This is a genomic window from Flavobacterium sp. NRK1 (genome assembly GCF_024054175.1).
In the GTDB taxonomy this organism is placed as follows: domain Bacteria; phylum Bacteroidota; class Bacteroidia; order Flavobacteriales; family Flavobacteriaceae; genus Flavobacterium.
The window spans coordinates 2,295,678-2,312,454 of record NZ_JAMXLA010000001.1 but is presented as its reverse complement, the minus strand read 5'-3'; the positions used below and the strand labels follow the sequence as shown (position 1 = coordinate 2,312,454).

The 16,777-nt window shown below is 35.4% G+C and carries 19 protein-coding genes; 14 read left to right on the top strand and 5 right to left on the bottom strand.

Going from position 1 to position 16,777, the window contains the following annotated elements:
* Positions 1-5: 5 nt before the first annotated feature.
* Positions 6-668 carry an alpha/beta hydrolase gene (locus tag NHE85_RS10550; RefSeq protein ID WP_252811990.1) on the bottom strand — a complete coding sequence of 221 codons (663 nt, stop codon included), beginning with the start codon at positions 666-668 and terminating at the stop codon, positions 6-8.
* A gap of 117 nt (positions 669-785) precedes the next feature.
* On the opposite strand from NHE85_RS10550, the gene NHE85_RS10545 reads away from it, so the two are divergent.
* The 7 genes from NHE85_RS10545 (at position 786) to NHE85_RS10515 (ending at position 6,558) form a co-directional block, all read left to right on the top strand.
* The gene (locus NHE85_RS10545; protein WP_252811989.1) at positions 786-1,511 is read left to right on the top strand and encodes a pirin family protein; all 726 of its coding nucleotides are present in this window, start codon (positions 786-788) and stop codon (positions 1,509-1,511) included.
* Between the two features lie 2 nt (positions 1,512-1,513).
* Positions 1,514-1,798 (top strand): GNAT family N-acetyltransferase, encoded by a 285-nt coding sequence (locus tag NHE85_RS10540; protein ID WP_252811988.1) that lies wholly within the window; start codon positions 1,514-1,516, stop codon positions 1,796-1,798.
* 23 nt (positions 1,799-1,821) lie between these two features.
* Positions 1,822-2,538, top strand: coding sequence for a 3-ketoacyl-ACP reductase (locus NHE85_RS10535; RefSeq protein WP_252811987.1), 717 nt, complete (start codon positions 1,822-1,824; stop codon positions 2,536-2,538).
* A gap of 128 nt (positions 2,539-2,666) precedes the next feature.
* Positions 2,667-3,182: a methyltransferase domain-containing protein gene (locus NHE85_RS10530; RefSeq protein WP_252811986.1), complete on the top strand. Its 516-nt coding sequence runs from the start codon at positions 2,667-2,669 to the stop codon at positions 3,180-3,182.
* 33 nt (positions 3,183-3,215) lie between these two features.
* On the top strand, positions 3,216-3,749 hold the full coding sequence (locus NHE85_RS10525; RefSeq protein WP_252811985.1) for a hypothetical protein: 534 nt from the start codon (positions 3,216-3,218) through the stop codon (positions 3,747-3,749).
* 299 nt (positions 3,750-4,048) lie between these two features.
* Positions 4,049-4,858 (top strand): hypothetical protein, encoded by an 810-nt coding sequence (locus tag NHE85_RS10520; RefSeq protein ID WP_252811984.1) that lies wholly within the window; start codon positions 4,049-4,051, stop codon positions 4,856-4,858.
* Positions 4,859-4,863: 5 nt separating this feature from the next.
* Complete coding sequence (locus NHE85_RS10515; protein WP_252811983.1) at positions 4,864-6,558, top strand: T9SS type A sorting domain-containing protein; 1,695 nt, start codon at positions 4,864-4,866, stop codon at positions 6,556-6,558.
* A gap of 85 nt (positions 6,559-6,643) precedes the next feature.
* Here the strand turns inward: NHE85_RS10515 and mtaB are convergent, their stop codons facing one another.
* Positions 6,644-8,011 carry a tRNA (N(6)-L-threonylcarbamoyladenosine(37)-C(2))-methylthiotransferase MtaB gene (gene mtaB, locus NHE85_RS10510; protein ID WP_252811982.1) on the bottom strand — a complete coding sequence of 456 codons (1,368 nt, stop codon included), beginning with the start codon at positions 8,009-8,011 and terminating at the stop codon, positions 6,644-6,646.
* 87 nt (positions 8,012-8,098) lie between these two features.
* On the opposite strand from mtaB, the gene NHE85_RS10505 reads away from it, so the two are divergent.
* The 5 genes from NHE85_RS10505 to NHE85_RS10485 all read left to right on the top strand — a co-directional run bounded on the left by NHE85_RS10505 (position 8,099) and on the right by NHE85_RS10485 (position 12,792).
* On the top strand, positions 8,099-9,700 hold the full coding sequence (locus NHE85_RS10505) for an ABC transporter substrate-binding protein (RefSeq protein WP_252811981.1): 1,602 nt from the start codon (positions 8,099-8,101) through the stop codon (positions 9,698-9,700).
* Positions 9,701-9,809: 109 nt separating this feature from the next.
* On the top strand, positions 9,810-10,244 hold the full coding sequence (locus NHE85_RS10500; RefSeq protein WP_252811980.1) for a PepSY-like domain-containing protein: 435 nt from the start codon (positions 9,810-9,812) through the stop codon (positions 10,242-10,244).
* Positions 10,245-10,327: 83 nt separating this feature from the next.
* The gene (locus NHE85_RS10495; RefSeq protein WP_252811979.1) at positions 10,328-10,999 is read left to right on the top strand and encodes a response regulator transcription factor; all 672 of its coding nucleotides are present in this window, start codon (positions 10,328-10,330) and stop codon (positions 10,997-10,999) included.
* Positions 10,999-12,264: a sensor histidine kinase KdpD gene (locus NHE85_RS10490; RefSeq protein WP_252811978.1), complete on the top strand. Its 1,266-nt coding sequence runs from the start codon at positions 10,999-11,001 to the stop codon at positions 12,262-12,264. The genes NHE85_RS10495 and NHE85_RS10490 overlap by 1 nt, the downstream gene beginning before the upstream one ends.
* Before the next feature lie 81 nt (positions 12,265-12,345).
* Entirely contained in the window at positions 12,346-12,792 is a 447-nt protein-coding gene (locus tag NHE85_RS10485) for a PepSY-like domain-containing protein (protein WP_252811977.1), read from the top strand.
* Positions 12,793-12,838: 46 nt separating this feature from the next.
* Here the strand turns inward: NHE85_RS10485 and NHE85_RS10480 are convergent, their stop codons facing one another.
* The 3 genes from NHE85_RS10480 to NHE85_RS10470 form a co-directional block, all read right to left on the bottom strand.
* Positions 12,839-13,429, bottom strand: a complete 591-nt coding sequence (locus NHE85_RS10480) for a thermonuclease family protein (RefSeq protein ID WP_252811976.1) — start codon at positions 13,427-13,429, stop codon at positions 12,839-12,841.
* Between the two features lie 17 nt (positions 13,430-13,446).
* Positions 13,447-14,625: a GlmU family protein gene (locus NHE85_RS10475; RefSeq protein WP_252811975.1), complete on the bottom strand. Its 1,179-nt coding sequence runs from the start codon at positions 14,623-14,625 to the stop codon at positions 13,447-13,449.
* Between the two features lie 121 nt (positions 14,626-14,746).
* Positions 14,747-14,998, bottom strand: a complete 252-nt coding sequence (locus NHE85_RS10470) for a type B 50S ribosomal protein L31 (RefSeq protein ID WP_252811974.1) — start codon at positions 14,996-14,998, stop codon at positions 14,747-14,749.
* A gap of 249 nt (positions 14,999-15,247) precedes the next feature.
* On the opposite strand from NHE85_RS10470, the gene NHE85_RS10465 reads away from it, so the two are divergent.
* On the top strand, positions 15,248-15,805 hold the full coding sequence (locus NHE85_RS10465) for a DUF4199 domain-containing protein (RefSeq protein ID WP_252811973.1): 558 nt from the start codon (positions 15,248-15,250) through the stop codon (positions 15,803-15,805).
* Complete coding sequence (locus NHE85_RS10460) at positions 15,806-16,756, top strand: glycosyltransferase family 2 protein (RefSeq protein WP_252811972.1); 951 nt, start codon at positions 15,806-15,808, stop codon at positions 16,754-16,756.
* Positions 16,757-16,777: the final 21 nt, after the last annotated feature.

Sequence of the window (16,777 nt, the reverse complement as noted above, 5' to 3'; positions counted from 1 at the left end):
TTCCTTTATTCTTTTAAAATAATACTCGGCAGATTTTCATTAAGCCATTTAGCTTTATTGATTATCATGATATGAGTACCTCCTTTTACAGGTATGTAATTCTTTATATACTTTACAGGAAAAACCTCATCGGCATCTCCATGTATATGTACTACCGTTTCATCGGGTAGGGTTCTATCCCACAATATAATAGTTTTTAACGCCCAGTCAAGGTATTTCTTATCCCTTATTGAAAGAAATTTTTCATAAAGGTTAAGTCGCCTTGTTATCATATTATTACCCACAGCTATTTTTGCAAGCCAGTCAACATTCTGCATCATTCCGGTAGGAAAGATGCGGTAAGCCCTTGTCATTTTTGCAAAGCGCATTCTTCTAGGAAATTCCGTATTGCACTTTACGCTAGATATTATAATTACTTTTCTGGCTTTTATAATAGCCGCTATTTCCTGTACCAATATCCCTCCAAAAGAAACACCAATCAATACAGGATTATCATGTTTAATGTTTGCAGCAATCCGTTTAGCATAACCTCCAATAGACTCATCATCCAAAGGCAAACACCATTCTAAATAAAACATTTCAAACCTGTCTTCCGGCAATTTTATATTTTCAAATATTTTAGGACTTGCCGCCAGGCCGGGCATAAAATAAACAGGTATTTTGTCCATTTGCTGTGTTTTAACGCTTTAAGAGCTGTATAATCAATTTTTATTCCGAAATTTGTATAAAATTAAAGTTTTTCGCTCAAAATCATAGGCGTAATGATTTTAATTTATCAATATGTTATGAAGACACGACTTTTTCCTAAAAACCAAAGAGGCACTGCAAATCATGGTTGGCTACAGGCTAATTTCTCATTTTCCTTTGGTCCATATTACAATCCTGACTTAGTGCAGTTCGGCATGCTGAGGGTATTAAATGACGATACAATAGCTGCCGGAATGGGGTTTGGCACCCATCCGCATGACAATATGGAAATTATTACCATTCCGCTTGAAGGGGGCCTTACCCATCGTGACAGCATGGGCAACCAGGCAACTGTGCGCTTTGGCGAAGTACAGGTTATGAGTGCCGGAACGGGTATTCAGCACAGTGAAATGAATGCCAGCCAAACTGAACAGGCCAAGACATTACAACTATGGATTTTTCCTGAAAAAGAAGATGTACAGCCAAGATATGACCAAAAGGCTTTTGATCTTGAAAACAATCGCAACAGCCTTGTAAATATTGTATCACCTGAAGACAAAAATGATGGTAATGCTTTATGGATTCACCAGCAGGCATTTCTTTCCCTTGGTGTTTTTGATGCCGGACAGATTATACATTATGAGGTTAAAATACCTGAAAATGGCCTTTACCTTTTTCTTATCGAAGGACAGATCGAAATTAATGGACAAACGGTAAATGAACGCGATGCCTATGGCATTATAGAATTTAACAGTGTTGAAATAGTAACAAAATCGACTGCCAAAATATTGATTATAGAAATACCAATGAAGTTTAAAGATTAGCTATGGAAATAAAAGACAACGAATTCTCAAGACAATTTGAAACCATCGTAGATGACAAAATGCTCTCAATAGAATATTCTGCCCAGGAAAGAAAATTATTTCTTACCAGGGTAAACTTACCGGATGACTTTGATAATGAAGAGCTTTTATCTGAATTTATAAAAAACATACTCGATATTGCCGAAGAAAAAAGGCTGAGAGTTGTTCCTACGCATCCGAAAGTAGCCGCTTTTTTTAAAAAAAATCCAAAATATAAAGAGATGCTTCCTCCCGGAATACGCCTTTAATTAATTCTATTCTAAATAAAATAATGCAAAGTTTAAAAAACAAAAATGCGCTTATTACAGGTGCAGGTAAAGGTATCGGTAAAGCCGTAGCACTTGCACTTGCTGCCGAAGGTGTTAATGTAATTCTGTTAGCAAGAACCAAAACAGATTTGGAACAGGTGGCTGCCGAAGCCCAAAACTTTGGCGTAAAAACACTTATACTTACTGCCGATATTGCTAATATCGACTCGGTTAATGATGCTGTAAACAATGCCATTACCGAATTTAAAACTATAGATATTCTTATTAATAATGCCGGTATAGGTAAGTTTGGCAAATTCCTTGACCTTGCTCCTGCCGAATTTGAAAATATAATAAAAGTTAACCTGTTTGGTATTTACTACGCTACACGTGCAGTTTTACCCGTTATGATTGAGCAGCAAAGCGGAGATATTATAAATATATCATCTACTGCAGGGTTAAAAGGCTCGCCCCTTACCAGTGCTTACAGTGCTTCTAAATTTGCTGTAATGGGTCTTACAGAGTCATTAATGCAGGAAGTACGCAAACACAATATACGTGTTACAGCACTTACACCAAGCACAGTAGCTACAGATATGGCTATAGACCTTAACCTTACCGATGGTAACCCTGAAAAAGTAATGCAGGCTGAAGATATAGCAGAGCTTATAGTAGCCCAGCTTAAACTAAACAAAAGGGTATTTATAAAAGACAGCGGTATTTGGTCAACCAATCCGTAATTACCAATATGAATAGTACTGACTGCCCGCTATGCAGAGGAAAATCGAGCCACTATTACACTACAGGGCAGAGGGAGTTTTTTCAATGCTCCTTTTGCCTTTCGGTTTTTTTAAACCCTGCAAATTATATGTCTGCAGAAAAAGAAAAAACACATTATGAACTTCATAATAATAATCCCGAAGATTCAGGCTACCAAAAGTTTGTGAGTCCGGTAACTTCAGTCGTGTTACAAAATTTTGAAAGCACTCATAAAGGTCTCGATTTTGGTTCAGGTACAGGCTCCCCTGTTGTAAAAGTTTTACAGGACAATAATTACGATATCGATCAATATGACCTTTATTTTCATAATAATCCTGATGTACTGAAAAAACAGTATAATTATGTTACCTGTACCGAAGTAGCAGAGCATTTTAAAGCGCCTTACAGAGAATTTGAACTCCTTAAAAAACTTTTGCTCCCTAACGGAAAACTATATGTAATGACCGACCTTTTTAATGAAAAAATAGATTTTGCTACCTGGTATTATAAAAATGACCATACCCACGTTTTTTTATACCACGCTAAAGCTTTTGAATGGATAAAAACTACCTTTGATTTTAAAAGAGTAACTATTGATAACAGGCTCATTATCCTAGAACTATAAATGTAAAGAATTCATATATAAAGCACTTACACCATGAAATTTGATAAGATAATTGTATCTGAAAATGCTTTTAACAGCACTGAAGTTAACGACATAATAAATTCTAATATTGCTGTGATCAATCTTATGCGCGAAGAAGGCGTTAAAGATGAAGACATTCACGAAGATGCACTACTAAGCTATTACCTTGACTATTATACCACTCATGTAAATAGTGATGGCTTTGCCAAGTTTGTACATAGTTCTCAATGGACAGAAGACCTTAACAATATGCTGGAACAAGCATTTGTAAAGGTTGGTTCGCAGGAACATCTTGATTACTTTAAGGCACAAACCGAAAAAATTGATGCGCTTACCCGCAAGGAATTTGATGGTTTTATGGAACAGGAGTTTGGCAAAAGCCCCGTTAAAGCTAAAATAGATGATGATACCTATTTTGAAATACCGGAAGCATTGGTACAACTAAATGCTAAATGGCTTAAAAACCATCCCGACCTTAAAGTGTTATCTATAGAAGACATGTATATTGAACTTGAAAAATTTATTGGCAAAGATATCAAGAGATAAATACAATCCTTTTAATATCTACAAAAACGCCGCTAATTAGCGGTGTTTTTGTTTAGTAGATGTTAGAGCATTGCTATGTAATAAAGCTACATTTTTATTAAATCACAAAAATTATGTTTTTTGTGATAATCATTTATTAACTAAAGCTAAATCCTACAATAAAAAGATTAACCAATTTTAATTCACATTTTAAATACACAATTATCTAAACGATAAATAGTAAGAAAAAACTTTAAAATGAAACCGATAATTTATTTACTTATTTTCACGATATAAAATTAATCAACCTTATTATTATCATGAAAAAACAAATTTTAACATTGTCATTTGCACTTTGTGCAGCTTTTGGGTATTCACAATCTAACACCTTTCCTACAACCGGTAATGCAGCTGTAGGTAATACCGCACCAACTTACAAATTTGAAGTAACGAGAGGACTAAGTGTTGCATTTCCAAATATTGTTTATAACAATTATGCCTTTTTTGGTTTTAGAAGTACGCTTGTTGGATCTTTTGGTGCAAAAAGCGGACTTCTGATTCAGGAACTTACTTATCCATCTCCAAACTCTGCCTCTGGCACAAGACTGCAAATGATCTCTTCAGACAATCCAACATCCTCATATTTGGAATTCAATGCCCCAATAACTTCAAATACTACAAGAAGTGCGGTTTCTATTGGATATAATAATGTCGAATTTTTTCGTGTGAACCAGGATGGAAAAGTAAGAATTGGAAATGGAGCTAATGATATTAAAACTCCTGATGGTTATAAACTTTTTGTTGAAGATGGTATTTTAACCGAAAAAGTTAAAGTTGCTGTAAAAACTACTACAAACTGGGCTGATTATGTTTTTGCACCGGATTATAAACTTATGCCACTTAACGAAGTAGAGCAATTTACTAAAGAAAACAACCATTTACCTAATGTGCCTTCTGCTGAAGAAATGGTTAATAACGGTCTTGATGTAGCACAAATGGATGCCAAGCTTATGGAAAAAGTGGAAGAACTTACGCTTTACATTATAGAACAAAATAAAGTAAACCAAAAGCAGGCAAAAGAAATTGAAGAGCTTAAAGTTATGGTTAAGCTTTTAATCGATAAAAAATAATACTTATGAAATATATATATGTATATATTGTCCTATTAATAGGTTTTATAGGTTTCGCTCAAGGAGAAAATGACAACTGGTATTTTGGTAGTGGCAGAGGTGTGAATTTTTCATCATCATCCCCTACAGCGTTATACGGTGGTCAAATTACAACTCCGGCAGCTACTGCAACCGTAAGTGATCAAAACGGTAATCTTTTATTTTACACTAATGGAATGAGTGTATGGAATAGAGAACACCAGTTAATGCCCAATGGTACTGGTCTTTCAGGTACTGGAAACACTCAACAAGTTGTTATCTCTCCTTATCCCGGTAGTACCAGTTTATATTATATTTTTGCAATGGGAGTATATGGCTCTAGTGTTCCAAGCACTTATAGCATCGTAGACATGAGCATAGGTACAATAGGTTCAAACGGGTTACCTCTAGGTGATGTGACAACAATAAAAAATGTTTCATTATTAAATCAAGCTGGCCTACCCTTTACTTATTCATCAGAGAATGCAGCACTCATAGCACATTCGGACAAAAAAAGCTATTGGTTACTGTTCTATAACGATGAAAAAATATATAGTTACAGAATAGATTCAAATGGCCTTAACATACTACCCGTAATGAGTAGCCTACCAACACCTACAGCAAATCCAGGTCCATATCTTGCAAATGCCCGCGCTCATATTAGAGTATCTAAAACCTTTGATAACAGACCTTACACTAACCTTATTTCAATTTCAAGGTCTTCAGGCACTGTAACCAATCACAATATCCCAAGAGTATTTTCATTTGATAATAGTACAGGTGCTATTACTAACGATTACTTTTGGAGTACAATTCCATTTGGTTTCACTTCTACAGAATTTTCAGAAAATGGAGATATACTATACGGAATAAGTCCAAATGGAAGTATAAATAACTTTGATCTTACATGGGTACCTGGTATGCCAAACTACGATCAATTAGTTTATGCTGGAACGAATAATTTTTCAAATTCTTATATTCAAAAAGCTACCGATGGGAAAATTTATATAGCTAAGAATTCTACCTCAAATAATAATAATTTTTTAGGCGTGATCACAAACCAAAATGACTTATATCTTTCTGATTTTGTTCCACAAGCAATAAATGTTGGCTCATCAGTAAAAGCTGGATTACCGCCACTTATTGATGCTATAGATGGATCAGAAACTGGATGTTGGGAAAATTTGATACTTAGTGTGCCGGAAACTAATAACGTAACACATCAGGTTTCAGCAACTATTACTACAAACAATCAATATACTGTAAATACAGGTCAAACGGTTAGTTTAAAAGCTGGTAATTATGTGTTAATGCTACCTGAAACAACCATTTTAGAAAATTCAGTATTTACAGCTGAAATTGATGGCTGTACACCTGCTGCTGCAAAATCTTTAAAAGTACAAAAACAGGAACCTATAGTTATATATAAAAGTGCAGAAGACTTTCTTACTAAAATAACAGTATATCCTAATCCAGCTTCTGATGTTGCTAAAATAGCTTTAACTGGATCAAATATTATAGATATTAATGTTTATACAAAAGAAGGAAGGCTTATATTTAATACTACGGTAAATGAAACCTCTTATGATCTTAATACATCTAATTTTGAAAAAGGTATTTACATATTAACTGTCACTACTAATAACGGTGAAGTTCTTACTCAGAAAATTATTAAAAATTAATACTTATTTTTTATAAAAATAAGTATTAAAGCCAAAAGCCCGAAAGTTATTAATAACTTTCGGGCTTATTTTTTGAGTCTATATTTTACGCAGAAATATCTTTAAATACACTTGTAGTAATTGCTTCCGGCTGAGCGTTAACAAATTCCATTCTTACCATACCGTCGTCATCAATAGTGGTAAGTTTAATTTCGTGTAAAGTATTTACAAGTTCCGGGTTCCACGGCGTTTTTACTTTAACGTAATTCTCTGTAAATCCGTGAATATATCCTTCTTTATTTTCACTTTCAAATAATACGGTACGGGTAGTACCTAACTGGCTTTCGTAAAAAGCACGACGTTTTTTAACCGACAATCCTCTTAACATTTTGCTCCTTTTTGCCCTAACATTAGTCGGTACAACACCTTCCATTTCGGCAGCAGGTGTATTATCCCTTTCAGAATAGGTAAATACATGCAGGTAAGAAATATCCATTTCATTAAGGTAGTTGTACGTTTCAAGGAAATGCTCATCGCTCTCCCCCGGAAAACCTACTATAACATCTACCCCAATACATGCATGCGGCATAACTTCGCGTATTTTATTTACACGCTCAGTATATACCTCACGAAGGTAACGGCGACGCATTAGTTTCAGTATATCATTACTGCCCGATTGTAACGGAATATGAAAGTGCGGCACAAAAGTACGGCTTTGTGACACAAACTGTATAGTCTCATTTTTAAGCAGGTTAGGCTCTATAGAAGAAATACGCAAGCGCTCAATCCCTTCTACTTTATCAAGCTCCTGAACCAGCTCATAAAATGTATGTTCATGTCTTTTATTACCAAATTCGCCTTTACCGTAATCACCGATGTTTACGCCGGTAAGCACAATTTCTTTTATATTTTGCTGAGAGATCTCTTTAGCGTTTTTAAGCACATTTTCTAAAGTGTCACTTCGGGAAATACCACGTGCTAAAGGAATAGTACAGTATGTACATTTATAATCGCAGCCATCCTGTACTTTCAGGAATGCACGTGTACGATCGCCAATAGAATAACTACCTACATAAAAATCTGCCTCTGATATTTCGCAGGAATGTACCTCTCCCATATCATTTTTAGAAAGATCGTTTATGTAATCGGTAATCTTAAACTTTTCAGTTGCCCCCAGTACAAGGTCAACACCATCTACAGCAGCAAGCTCTTCGGGTTTAAGCTGTGCATAGCATCCTACAGCGGCAACAAATGCCTTATCATTATTTTTAAGTGCTTTTTTTACTATCTGTTTAAACTGCTTATCGGCATTTTCTGTTACCGAGCAGGTGTTTATAACATAGATATCTGCCTGTTCTTCAAAATCAACGCGGTCAAAACCTTCATCCTGAAAATTACGGGCAATAGTAGATGTTTCTGAAAAGTTCAGTTTACATCCTAATGTATAAAAAGCTACTTTTTTCCTGTTTTCCATTGTATAAGCTACTTTTAAAGTAGTAACTTTAATTATATTTACCCCTTTTAAAAAGAGGTTGCAAATTTACACACAAAAATCGACTTGATGAAATCAATAATATACTATATATCAATTTGTTGCTTAATATTATTTTTTTTCTCCTGTGCTAAAACCAATTCAGAAAACCGTGACAACCTTGTTTTTCGCTATAACGAAAATGCTGCTGTTAACTCTTTAGATCCTGCATTTGCTAAAATACGTCCTTCTATCTGGGTTTGCAATCAGTTATATAATGGCCTTGTACAATTAGACGACAGCCTGAACATACAACCCGATATTGCTAAAGCATGGACAATTTCGCCAGATGGCAAAACCTATACGTTTACACTGCGTAATGATGTGTATTTTCATAAAAACATTCTGTTTGGAATCGATAGTACACGAACAGTGAAAGCAAGTGATTTTGAATACAGCCTAAACCGACTGCGCGACGAAAATGTAGCCGCCCCCGGAGGATGGATCCTGCAAAATGTAGATGATTTTAAAGCCGTAAACGATTCGGTTTTAGAAATAAAACTTACTAAAACCTTTCCAGCATTTTTGGGACTGCTAACTATGGAATATGCATCGGTGGTACCCCATGAAGCTTTTGATAAAAAAGATTATGACTTTAGGGCTAATCCAATCGGAACAGGCCCTTTTCAGTTTAAAATATGGGAAGAAAACGTAAAACTCGTACTGCGAAAAAATCCTTTGTATTTTGAAAAAGATGAAAAAGGAATTCAGCTTCCTTATATGGAGGCCGTTGCTATTACTTTTTTACCTGATAAACAAAGTGGATTTCTTCAATTCGTACAGGGTAAGCTGGATTTCGTATCCGGACTAGACCCTTCTTATAAAGATGAGATACTTACACCAAAAGGCGAACTACAGCCAAAATACAGTGATGATGTTAAAATGATTACCGGGCCTTACCTGAATACCGAATATATGGGTTTCAGGCTTGATGGTGCAGATAAAGCCGTTAAAGACAAGCGCATACGCCAGGCACTTAATTATGGTTTTAACCGCTCAAAAATGATACTCTTTTTGCGCAACTGTATGGGAACACCTGCCACAAGCGGCATGATACCTAACGGGCTTGGTGGTTTTGGAGCTAAAGGATATGATTATAATATTAAAAAAGCACGCGAGCTGGTAACTGAATACAAAACACAAACCGGAGACAGCTCTCCTAAAATACAAATGAGTACAAGTGCTTCTTATCTGGATATTGCAGAATACCTACAGCGTGAATGGCAAAAAATCGGGCTTACTGTAGAGATAGATGTTAATCCGCCGTCAACACTTACGCAATCTATATCTACCGGAAAAGTATCATTTTTTAAAGCCAGCTGGATAGCAGATTACCCTGATGCAGAAAATTATCTTTCGCTATTTTACAGTAAAAACTTTTCGCCGGGAGGCCCTAACTATACCCATTTTAAAAATGAGAAGTTTGACAGGCTTTATGAAGCTGCCTTTTTAGAAACCGACGATAAAAAAAGGCATGCACTTTATAAAGAAATGGATGCGCTTATGATAGAAGAAGCTCCTGTAGTACCACTTTTTTATGATAAGGCATCGCGCTTTACACATAAAAATATATCGGGACTGGGCATAAACCCTTTAAATTTACTGGTTTTAAAACGTGTAAAAAAATCCTGATCCTGATTCAATTAAAAGTTAAAGTTTCTTATATCCATCTAAATAAATCATAAAACATATAAGGCAATACTTTTTTTTGGTAACTTAGGAAAACCAAAATTGCTGAAATATGAAAACATTACTATCTGCCATTGCATTATTTGCCTGCACACTAACTATGCAGGCACAACAGGAAACCGTTTACAGATCTGAAATTCCATCTAAAGCCCGTTCATTTCTTGCTTCTTACTTCAGAAGTCCGTTTAACCATGCGGTACGCGCAACAGATGATATTAGTACTATTTATGAAATAGTGCTTAATGATAAAACACTTATTCAGTTTTCTGAAAAAGGTATCTGGACCCTTGTAGATGGAAAGGGTAAGCCCGTTCCTTATAAATTTCTTGACAAGCCAATTGTAGAATATATAAAAGCTAACCACGCCAATGAAGCTGTTACCCGAATTGAAAGATGCAATTCTGAATGTAGGCTGGCATTAAGCAACGGCAATGCCGTTAAACTAAAATTTGACGCGCAGGGCACTTTGGTAGTTGGCAATTATTAGATTATTCCTAAATGTTTCCAAAATTCAATATTACCTTGCTGGCTTAATCGGTATATTTGATATACAAAAAGCAAAGCAAAACTATGAAAATCCTGATCATAGAAGATGAGCAAGGCCTTAGAGAGGTTATCCGTGAATCTCTCGAAAAAGAAAAGTATATTGTAGAAACGGCTAATGATTATATTTCCGGTATAGACAAAATAGGGTCTTATGATTATGATTGCGTACTTATAGATATTATGCTGCCCAACGGCAGCGGACTTGATTTACTGCGCGAGTTAAAAAGCCTTGGCAAAAAAGAAGCTGTTATTATTATTTCTGCAAAAGATGCCGTTGATGATAAAGTAAACGGACTCGATCTTGGTGCTGATGATTATCTTGCCAAACCTTTTCACCTTGCCGAACTGCATGCCCGTATTAAATCGGCAATACGAAGAAAAAACCATGACGGTGACACTACCATTACGTGGAACAATCTTAAACTTTCTCCCGAACAACGAACTGTAGTAGTAAACGGTATAGATATGGTATTAAACCGTAAAGAGTTTGACCTTCTATATTATTTCATAATAAATCCAAACCGACTGATCAATAAAACTGCTCTTGCAGAGTCGGTATGGGGCGACTATATAGATCAGGCTGATAATCTTGACTTTGTATATTCTCAGATAAAAAATCTACGTAAAAAATTAAAAGAGGCCAATGCCGAAGTTGATATACAGGCTGTATATGGCATGGGATACAAAATGAGTTAATGAAACTGCGCAACTATACACTCCGCTATCTTGTTATTGCCCTTTTGGGGGTTATAGCGGTATGGGCAGGATTATTTTACGCCGTAATGCTGGAAGAAGTATATGATAATATAGATGACGGACTTAAAAACTCTAAGATTCTTATTACCCGGGAAGCATTTGCCAACGAAAAAATACTGAATACCCCGGAATACGGCATTAATCAATTTACTATAAAACCATTACCCAAAGGTGATTATGATTATAAAGATAAATTCATAAACACTTTTGAATTTATGGAATATGATGATGACGATGAACCTGTAAGGCTTCTTAAGACTGTATTTAATGATGCTCATGGAAATCCGCATCTGCTTACAATACGTGCCTCTATGGTAGAGGAAGATGAATTACTCGAAGACCTTCTTACTGCACTTATAGCCCTTTATATAATGCTGGTAATAAGCATAGCCTTATTAAACCATATCATATTACGTAAAGTATGGAAATCGTTTTACCAGATGCTTGACAGGCTAAAACATTTCCGGATTGGAGCCGGAGCCGCTTTTAAAGCACCTGCCTCACCTGTGGAAGAATTTAAAGTTCTGGGCCACGAACTTGAAAGCATGCTTAAACGAAACGAAGAAATTTACAGCAGTCAGAAACAATTTATTGAAAACGCATCGCACGAGCTGCAAACACCTTTAGCGGTAAGCCTTAATAAGCTTGAGCTTTTTGCAGAAAACAATAGCCTGCCTGAAGAGCAAATGATGGAATTAGGAAAAATAAGCGATACCCTAAACAGACTTGTAAGGCTAAACAAATCATTACTTATGCTTTCTAAAATTGAAAACAGGCAATATGCCGAAGAAGAAAGTATTAATTTTAATGAGTTACTGCTACAGCTTACAGAAGATTATACAGATCTTGCAAATTATAAAGACATAAACATAACTATAGATAACTCTGCAGGGTTAAATTTTACTATGAACAGAGGGCTTGCCATAACCCTAATTAGCAATTTACTCAAAAACGCTATAGTTCATAACCATTCAGGCGGTACAGTGTCTATTAAGATAGAAAATAAAAGTATCAGCATAATAAATACCGGACATAATAAAGCACTAAATCCTGAGTATGTTTTTAAACGTTTTTACAGAGATGGTAATAATGAGCATTCAACAGGGTTAGGACTTTCCATTGTTAACTCTATAGTCACTAATTATAAATTATCTGTTACTTATTCATATAACGGAAATCACATCTTTAAGATAATTTTTCCTTAAAAACTTAAAAGCCAGCGTACATTCCTAAATGTTTCCAGATTCAGGTTATAGGTTTGTATAAGAAACTTTAAAAATATTGTAATGAAAATTAAAAATCGTTTTGCAACACTTTTAGCTATAACAGCTTTATTTACCGGATTATCGGTAAGTGCACAGGATAAGAAAATATCTGCGGCAGAACTGCCTGCAGCAGCACAAAATTTTATCAAACAGCATTTTAAAGATCAAACCGTAACGGCTGCCAAAATGGATAAAGAAATGTTTGATATAGATTATGAAACAGTACTTTCTAACGGCACAGAAATAGAGTTTGATGAAAAAGGCAACTGGAAAGAAATAGACGGTAACCACAATGCATTACCTGTATCTGTAATACCTACAGCAATAAACAACTATATATCATCAAATTATAAAGGACAAGGTGTGGTACAGATAGACAAGAAACACGCCGGATATGATATTGAATTATCTAACGGTACAGAACTGGAATTTGATACCAATGGCAAATTTTTGAGGATAGACGATTAAACTAAATATAAAATGAGGTGCTGATTTGCACCTCGTTTTATTTATACTATTTGCGGGAGTAAGTGCTTTTGTGCTGTTTTCTCCATTGCCACGGATCAACAGGCTTTTCATCCTGCCATAATCCTGCATGTGTATAACGCGCCTTATCTTCTAAAGCTTTAAGATCTTTATTCGGCGAATATTTATAACGCCATGCATAGCCTGCTTTTACAAGCTCGGCATTAACATTAATAGTCTCGTCAACAAAAACAGTACCCAATATGCGTCCGTACTGATCTCTCTTTTTTTGAGGCATAACCGTTACGGTTTTACCAAAACACAATTTTGAAGCATACTTTTTTGCTGCCTGTCCAAATGGCTGGGCACTTTCGGGCGCATCGATATCTGAAAGTCGTATTCTTTCCGGTTCCCCGTTATAAAGCACCTCAAAAGTATCACCATCTTTAATGCCAGTAACTTTTCCCACAAATTGTTCTACTATAGCAGTATCTACTTTTACAGCATTATTTTCAGTTTTAGGATTATCAGGTTTACCTTGCCTATGCCTTCCCGGGCCATAGACCATATAAAAACAGAAAGCCAGCAAAAAAAGCAGGCTTCCTATAGTATATTTTGATTGTTTTTTACGTTTTGTCAACTTCTTAAATCGTTACATTAATCGTCTTTTCTCCATTTTTTGCTTTCTTCAAATATGTGCTCCATAATAGCAGCATCTTCCGGAGTAAACTCAACATTACGTCGGGCCATTACAATTTTAGCAGTTTCAAAAGCTTTTTTAGTAACATAGGTAGTAAAGCCTGAAGCCCCGCCCCATGAAAAACTTGGTACAAAATTGCGGGGGAAGCCACTCCCAAAAATGTTAGCACTTACCCCTACTACCGTACCTGTATTAAACATGGTATTAATACCCGATTTACTATGGTCGCCCATCATAAGGCCGCAAAACTGAAGACCTGTTTTTACGAAACCTTCTTTTTCAAAGCTCCATAATTTAACCTCTTCGTAATTATTTTTAAGGTTAGAATTATTGGTGTCAGCACCAAGGTTGCACCATTCACCCAATACCGAATTACCTAAAAAGCCATCGTGCCCCTTATTAGAGTAACCAAATAATACCGAATTGCTTACCTCCCCACCAATCCTGCTATGCGGACCAACTGTTGTTGCCCCATACACTTTTGCAGCCAGTTTAACCTGGGCTTCTTCACACAAAGCAAACGGGCCGCGAATAACCGAGTTTTCCATTATCTCGGAATTTTTACCAATATAAATAGGCCCTGTAGAAGCATTAAGGGTAACAAACTCAAGCTTAGCTCCTTCTTCTATAAATACATTTTCGGGATTAATTACATTTACGCTTGAAGGAATAGGCTCGGAAGAACGTCCTTCAGTTAAAAGTTCAAAATCTTCACGAATAGCAGCATCATTTTTCTGGAAAATATCCCACGGGTTTTCAATCCTAAGGCATTCCTCTGTAAATTCTATAATTTCGTAAGTATCAAAATCTACTTCTTCCTGCGTATCCTGTGTGTAAAATGCAATAACATCTTCTCCCTGAAAAATAGCCTGGTTAGCTTCAAGAGCCATTACCATTTCAGCTAAAACCTCATTAGGCAGAAAAGAAGCATTTATCATTACATTCTCTTCCATTTCTACCATTGGGAATTTTTCCATAAGATATTCCTCAGTTAAAGTTGTGGTAGTATAGCCAAGGTATTTTTCCCATTTTTCACGAATAGTAAGTATACCCACACGAATATCGGCTACAGGCCTTGTATAGGTAAAAGGAAGCAGGGCATTGCGCACTGTTCCGTCAAAGAGAATGTAATTCATTTTATAGTTTGTATGTTATAAAGTCTCAAAGTTACAAAGTTTAAAACTAAAAAATTAAACTGTATTAAAATAAAAAAGCCCTCCGAAAGGAAGGCTTTTCTGTATGATTAAAATCCTGCAATTATTTGCTGAATTTAGCATATTTAGTTTTGAACTTGTCAATACGTCCTGCAGTATCGATAAGTTTAGATTTACCAGTATAGAAAGGGTGAGAAGTTCTTGATATCTCCATTTTCACTACAGGGTATTCAACACCTTCGTGTACAATTGTTTCTTTTGTGTCAGCAGTAGATTTAGTAATAAAAACTTCGTCGTTAGACATGTCTTTAAATGCAACTAATCTGTAATTTTCCGGGTGAATACCTTTTTTCATTTTGATAAATTTTTATTGTTTTGGCTATACCTCATTTTGAAGCTTTCATTACGAAAGGTGTAAACAATGTGCAGCTTTTTGTTTTTTAAACTTTTTATTTGAGTGTGCAAAATTACAATTATTTTTTTAATATCAAACACTTACTTTATTTTTTTTCAGTGTAACACATCTGTATTTTTAGCGACTGATAAAAGTGTAATTAGTATATTTGTGAATTATTTTAACCAACCAAATCAAAAAATGGAAAACATGGAAAATACAGAAATTGTAAAAAAGCCTTCATTAGCAAAGTCAACACTACCCTATGGTATCACATTTGGTCTAATTTTATTTGTCGAATTTATTATATCTTATGCTTTCGGACTTAATTCAGCTGAAAATAAAATGATTGGTGTAATTATGTTTTTGTTTAATAACATTTTATTCCCTTTTCTTTTTATTTTGCTTGCGTGCAACAATTACAAAAACAAAATTAACGGAGGTTATATATCTTTTGGTGAATCTTTAAAAGCTGGCGTTTCAGTATCTGTAATAGCTGCAGCTGTTTCATCAATTACCACTTCATTATTCTACATTATTATACCGGAAGCTAAAACACAAATACTGGAGCAAACTAAAGTTTCTTTAGCCGCCCAGCCAGGCATGACTGCTGAAGGCATGAAAATGGCACTAAAAATGACAGAGATATTTACAAAACCTTATGTAATGATACCTTTCTCAATTCTAATTTATGCCTTTATAGGTCTTATCATTTCATTAATAGTAGGAGCTATTGTTAAAAAAGACAACCCGGGAGCCTTTAACTAAATGAATATATCTATCGTAATACCGCTTCTTAATGAAGAGGAATCTTTAAAAGAATTACACCAGTGGATCGTGAAGGTTATGAATGAAAATAATTTCAGTTATGAAGTTATTTTTATTGATGATGGCAGTACCGACGGTTCCTGGAATATTATTGAGCAGCTTGCTGCCCAAAACCCTAATATAAAAGGCATACGTTTCCAGAGGAACTATGGCAAATCACAGGCATTGCATGCCGGTTTTGCCAAAGCTCAGGGAGACGTTATTATTACGATGGATGCCGACCTGCAGGATAGCCCCGATGAAATCCCTGAACTTTACAATATGATTACGGGTCAGGGATTTGATCTTGTATCAGGATGGAAGAAAAAGCGTTACGATTCTGTTGTAGCAAAAAACCTTCCTTCTAAACTTTTTAACTGGGCTGCCAGAAGAACGTCAGGCGTTAAGCTGAATGATTTTAACTGCGGACTTAAAGCCTACAAAAATGTAGTAGTTAAAAACATTGAAGTTTCGGGTGAAATGCACCGTTATATACCTGTACTGGCTAAAAATGCCGGATTTGCCAAAATTGGTGAAAAAGTGGTTATACACCAGGCACGCAAATATGGATCTACAAAATTTGGAATGGAACGCTTTATAAACGGTTTTCTTGACCTTCTTACTATATGGTTTTTATCACGGTTTGGCAAAAGGCCTATGCACCTTTTTGGGGCTTTGGGTGCATTAATGTTTTTTATTGGTTTTTTAGCCTCTATATATATTGGTGCTGTAAAATTAATACACCTTGCGCAGCATAAAAAAGCCATATTAGTTACCGACAACCCTTGGTTTTATATTGCTTTGGCTGTAATGATTATAGGCACTCAGCTATTTTTGGCAGGCTTTCTTGGCGAAATTATACTTCGCACAAAAAACAATGAGGAACGATATAAAATTAGCAATATTTTATAATTCGTATTTTGTAACTTGACT

Excerpts from the sequence above, each read along its gene's own strand:
- NHE85_RS10465 (WP_252811973.1), top strand. The coding sequence starts at position 15,248 with ATGGAAAATACAGAAATTGTAAAAAAGCCTTCATTAGCAAAGTCAACA.
- NHE85_RS10525 (WP_252811985.1), top strand. The coding sequence starts at position 3,216 with ATGAAATTTGATAAGATAATTGTATCTGAAAATGCTTTTAACAGCACT.
- NHE85_RS10495 (WP_252811979.1), top strand. The coding sequence starts at position 10,328 with ATGAAAATCCTGATCATAGAAGATGAGCAAGGCCTTAGAGAGGTTATC.
- NHE85_RS10470 (WP_252811974.1), bottom strand. The coding sequence starts at position 14,998 with ATGAAAAAAGGTATTCACCCGGAAAATTACAGATTAGTTGCATTTAAA.
- NHE85_RS10530 (WP_252811986.1), top strand. The coding sequence starts at position 2,667 with ATGTCTGCAGAAAAAGAAAAAACACATTATGAACTTCATAATAATAAT.
- NHE85_RS10500 (WP_252811980.1), top strand. The coding sequence starts at position 9,810 with ATGAAAACATTACTATCTGCCATTGCATTATTTGCCTGCACACTAACT.
- NHE85_RS10540 (WP_252811988.1), top strand. The coding sequence starts at position 1,514 with ATGGAAATAAAAGACAACGAATTCTCAAGACAATTTGAAACCATCGTA.
- NHE85_RS10535 (WP_252811987.1), top strand. The coding sequence starts at position 1,822 with ATGCAAAGTTTAAAAAACAAAAATGCGCTTATTACAGGTGCAGGTAAA.
- NHE85_RS10490 (WP_252811978.1), top strand. The coding sequence starts at position 10,999 with ATGAAACTGCGCAACTATACACTCCGCTATCTTGTTATTGCCCTTTTG.
- NHE85_RS10505 (WP_252811981.1), top strand. The coding sequence starts at position 8,099 with ATGAAATCAATAATATACTATATATCAATTTGTTGCTTAATATTATTT.
- NHE85_RS10550 (WP_252811990.1), bottom strand. The coding sequence starts at position 668 with ATGGACAAAATACCTGTTTATTTTATGCCCGGCCTGGCGGCAAGTCCT.
- NHE85_RS10475 (WP_252811975.1), bottom strand. The coding sequence starts at position 14,625 with ATGAATTACATTCTCTTTGACGGAACAGTGCGCAATGCCCTGCTTCCT.
- mtaB (WP_252811982.1), bottom strand. The coding sequence starts at position 8,011 with ATGGAAAACAGGAAAAAAGTAGCTTTTTATACATTAGGATGTAAACTG.
- NHE85_RS10520 (WP_252811984.1), top strand. The coding sequence starts at position 4,049 with ATGAAAAAACAAATTTTAACATTGTCATTTGCACTTTGTGCAGCTTTT.
- NHE85_RS10460 (WP_252811972.1), top strand. The coding sequence starts at position 15,806 with ATGAATATATCTATCGTAATACCGCTTCTTAATGAAGAGGAATCTTTA.
- NHE85_RS10545 (WP_252811989.1), top strand. The coding sequence starts at position 786 with ATGAAGACACGACTTTTTCCTAAAAACCAAAGAGGCACTGCAAATCAT.
- NHE85_RS10515 (WP_252811983.1), top strand. The coding sequence starts at position 4,864 with ATGAAATATATATATGTATATATTGTCCTATTAATAGGTTTTATAGGT.
- NHE85_RS10485 (WP_252811977.1), top strand. The coding sequence starts at position 12,346 with ATGAAAATTAAAAATCGTTTTGCAACACTTTTAGCTATAACAGCTTTA.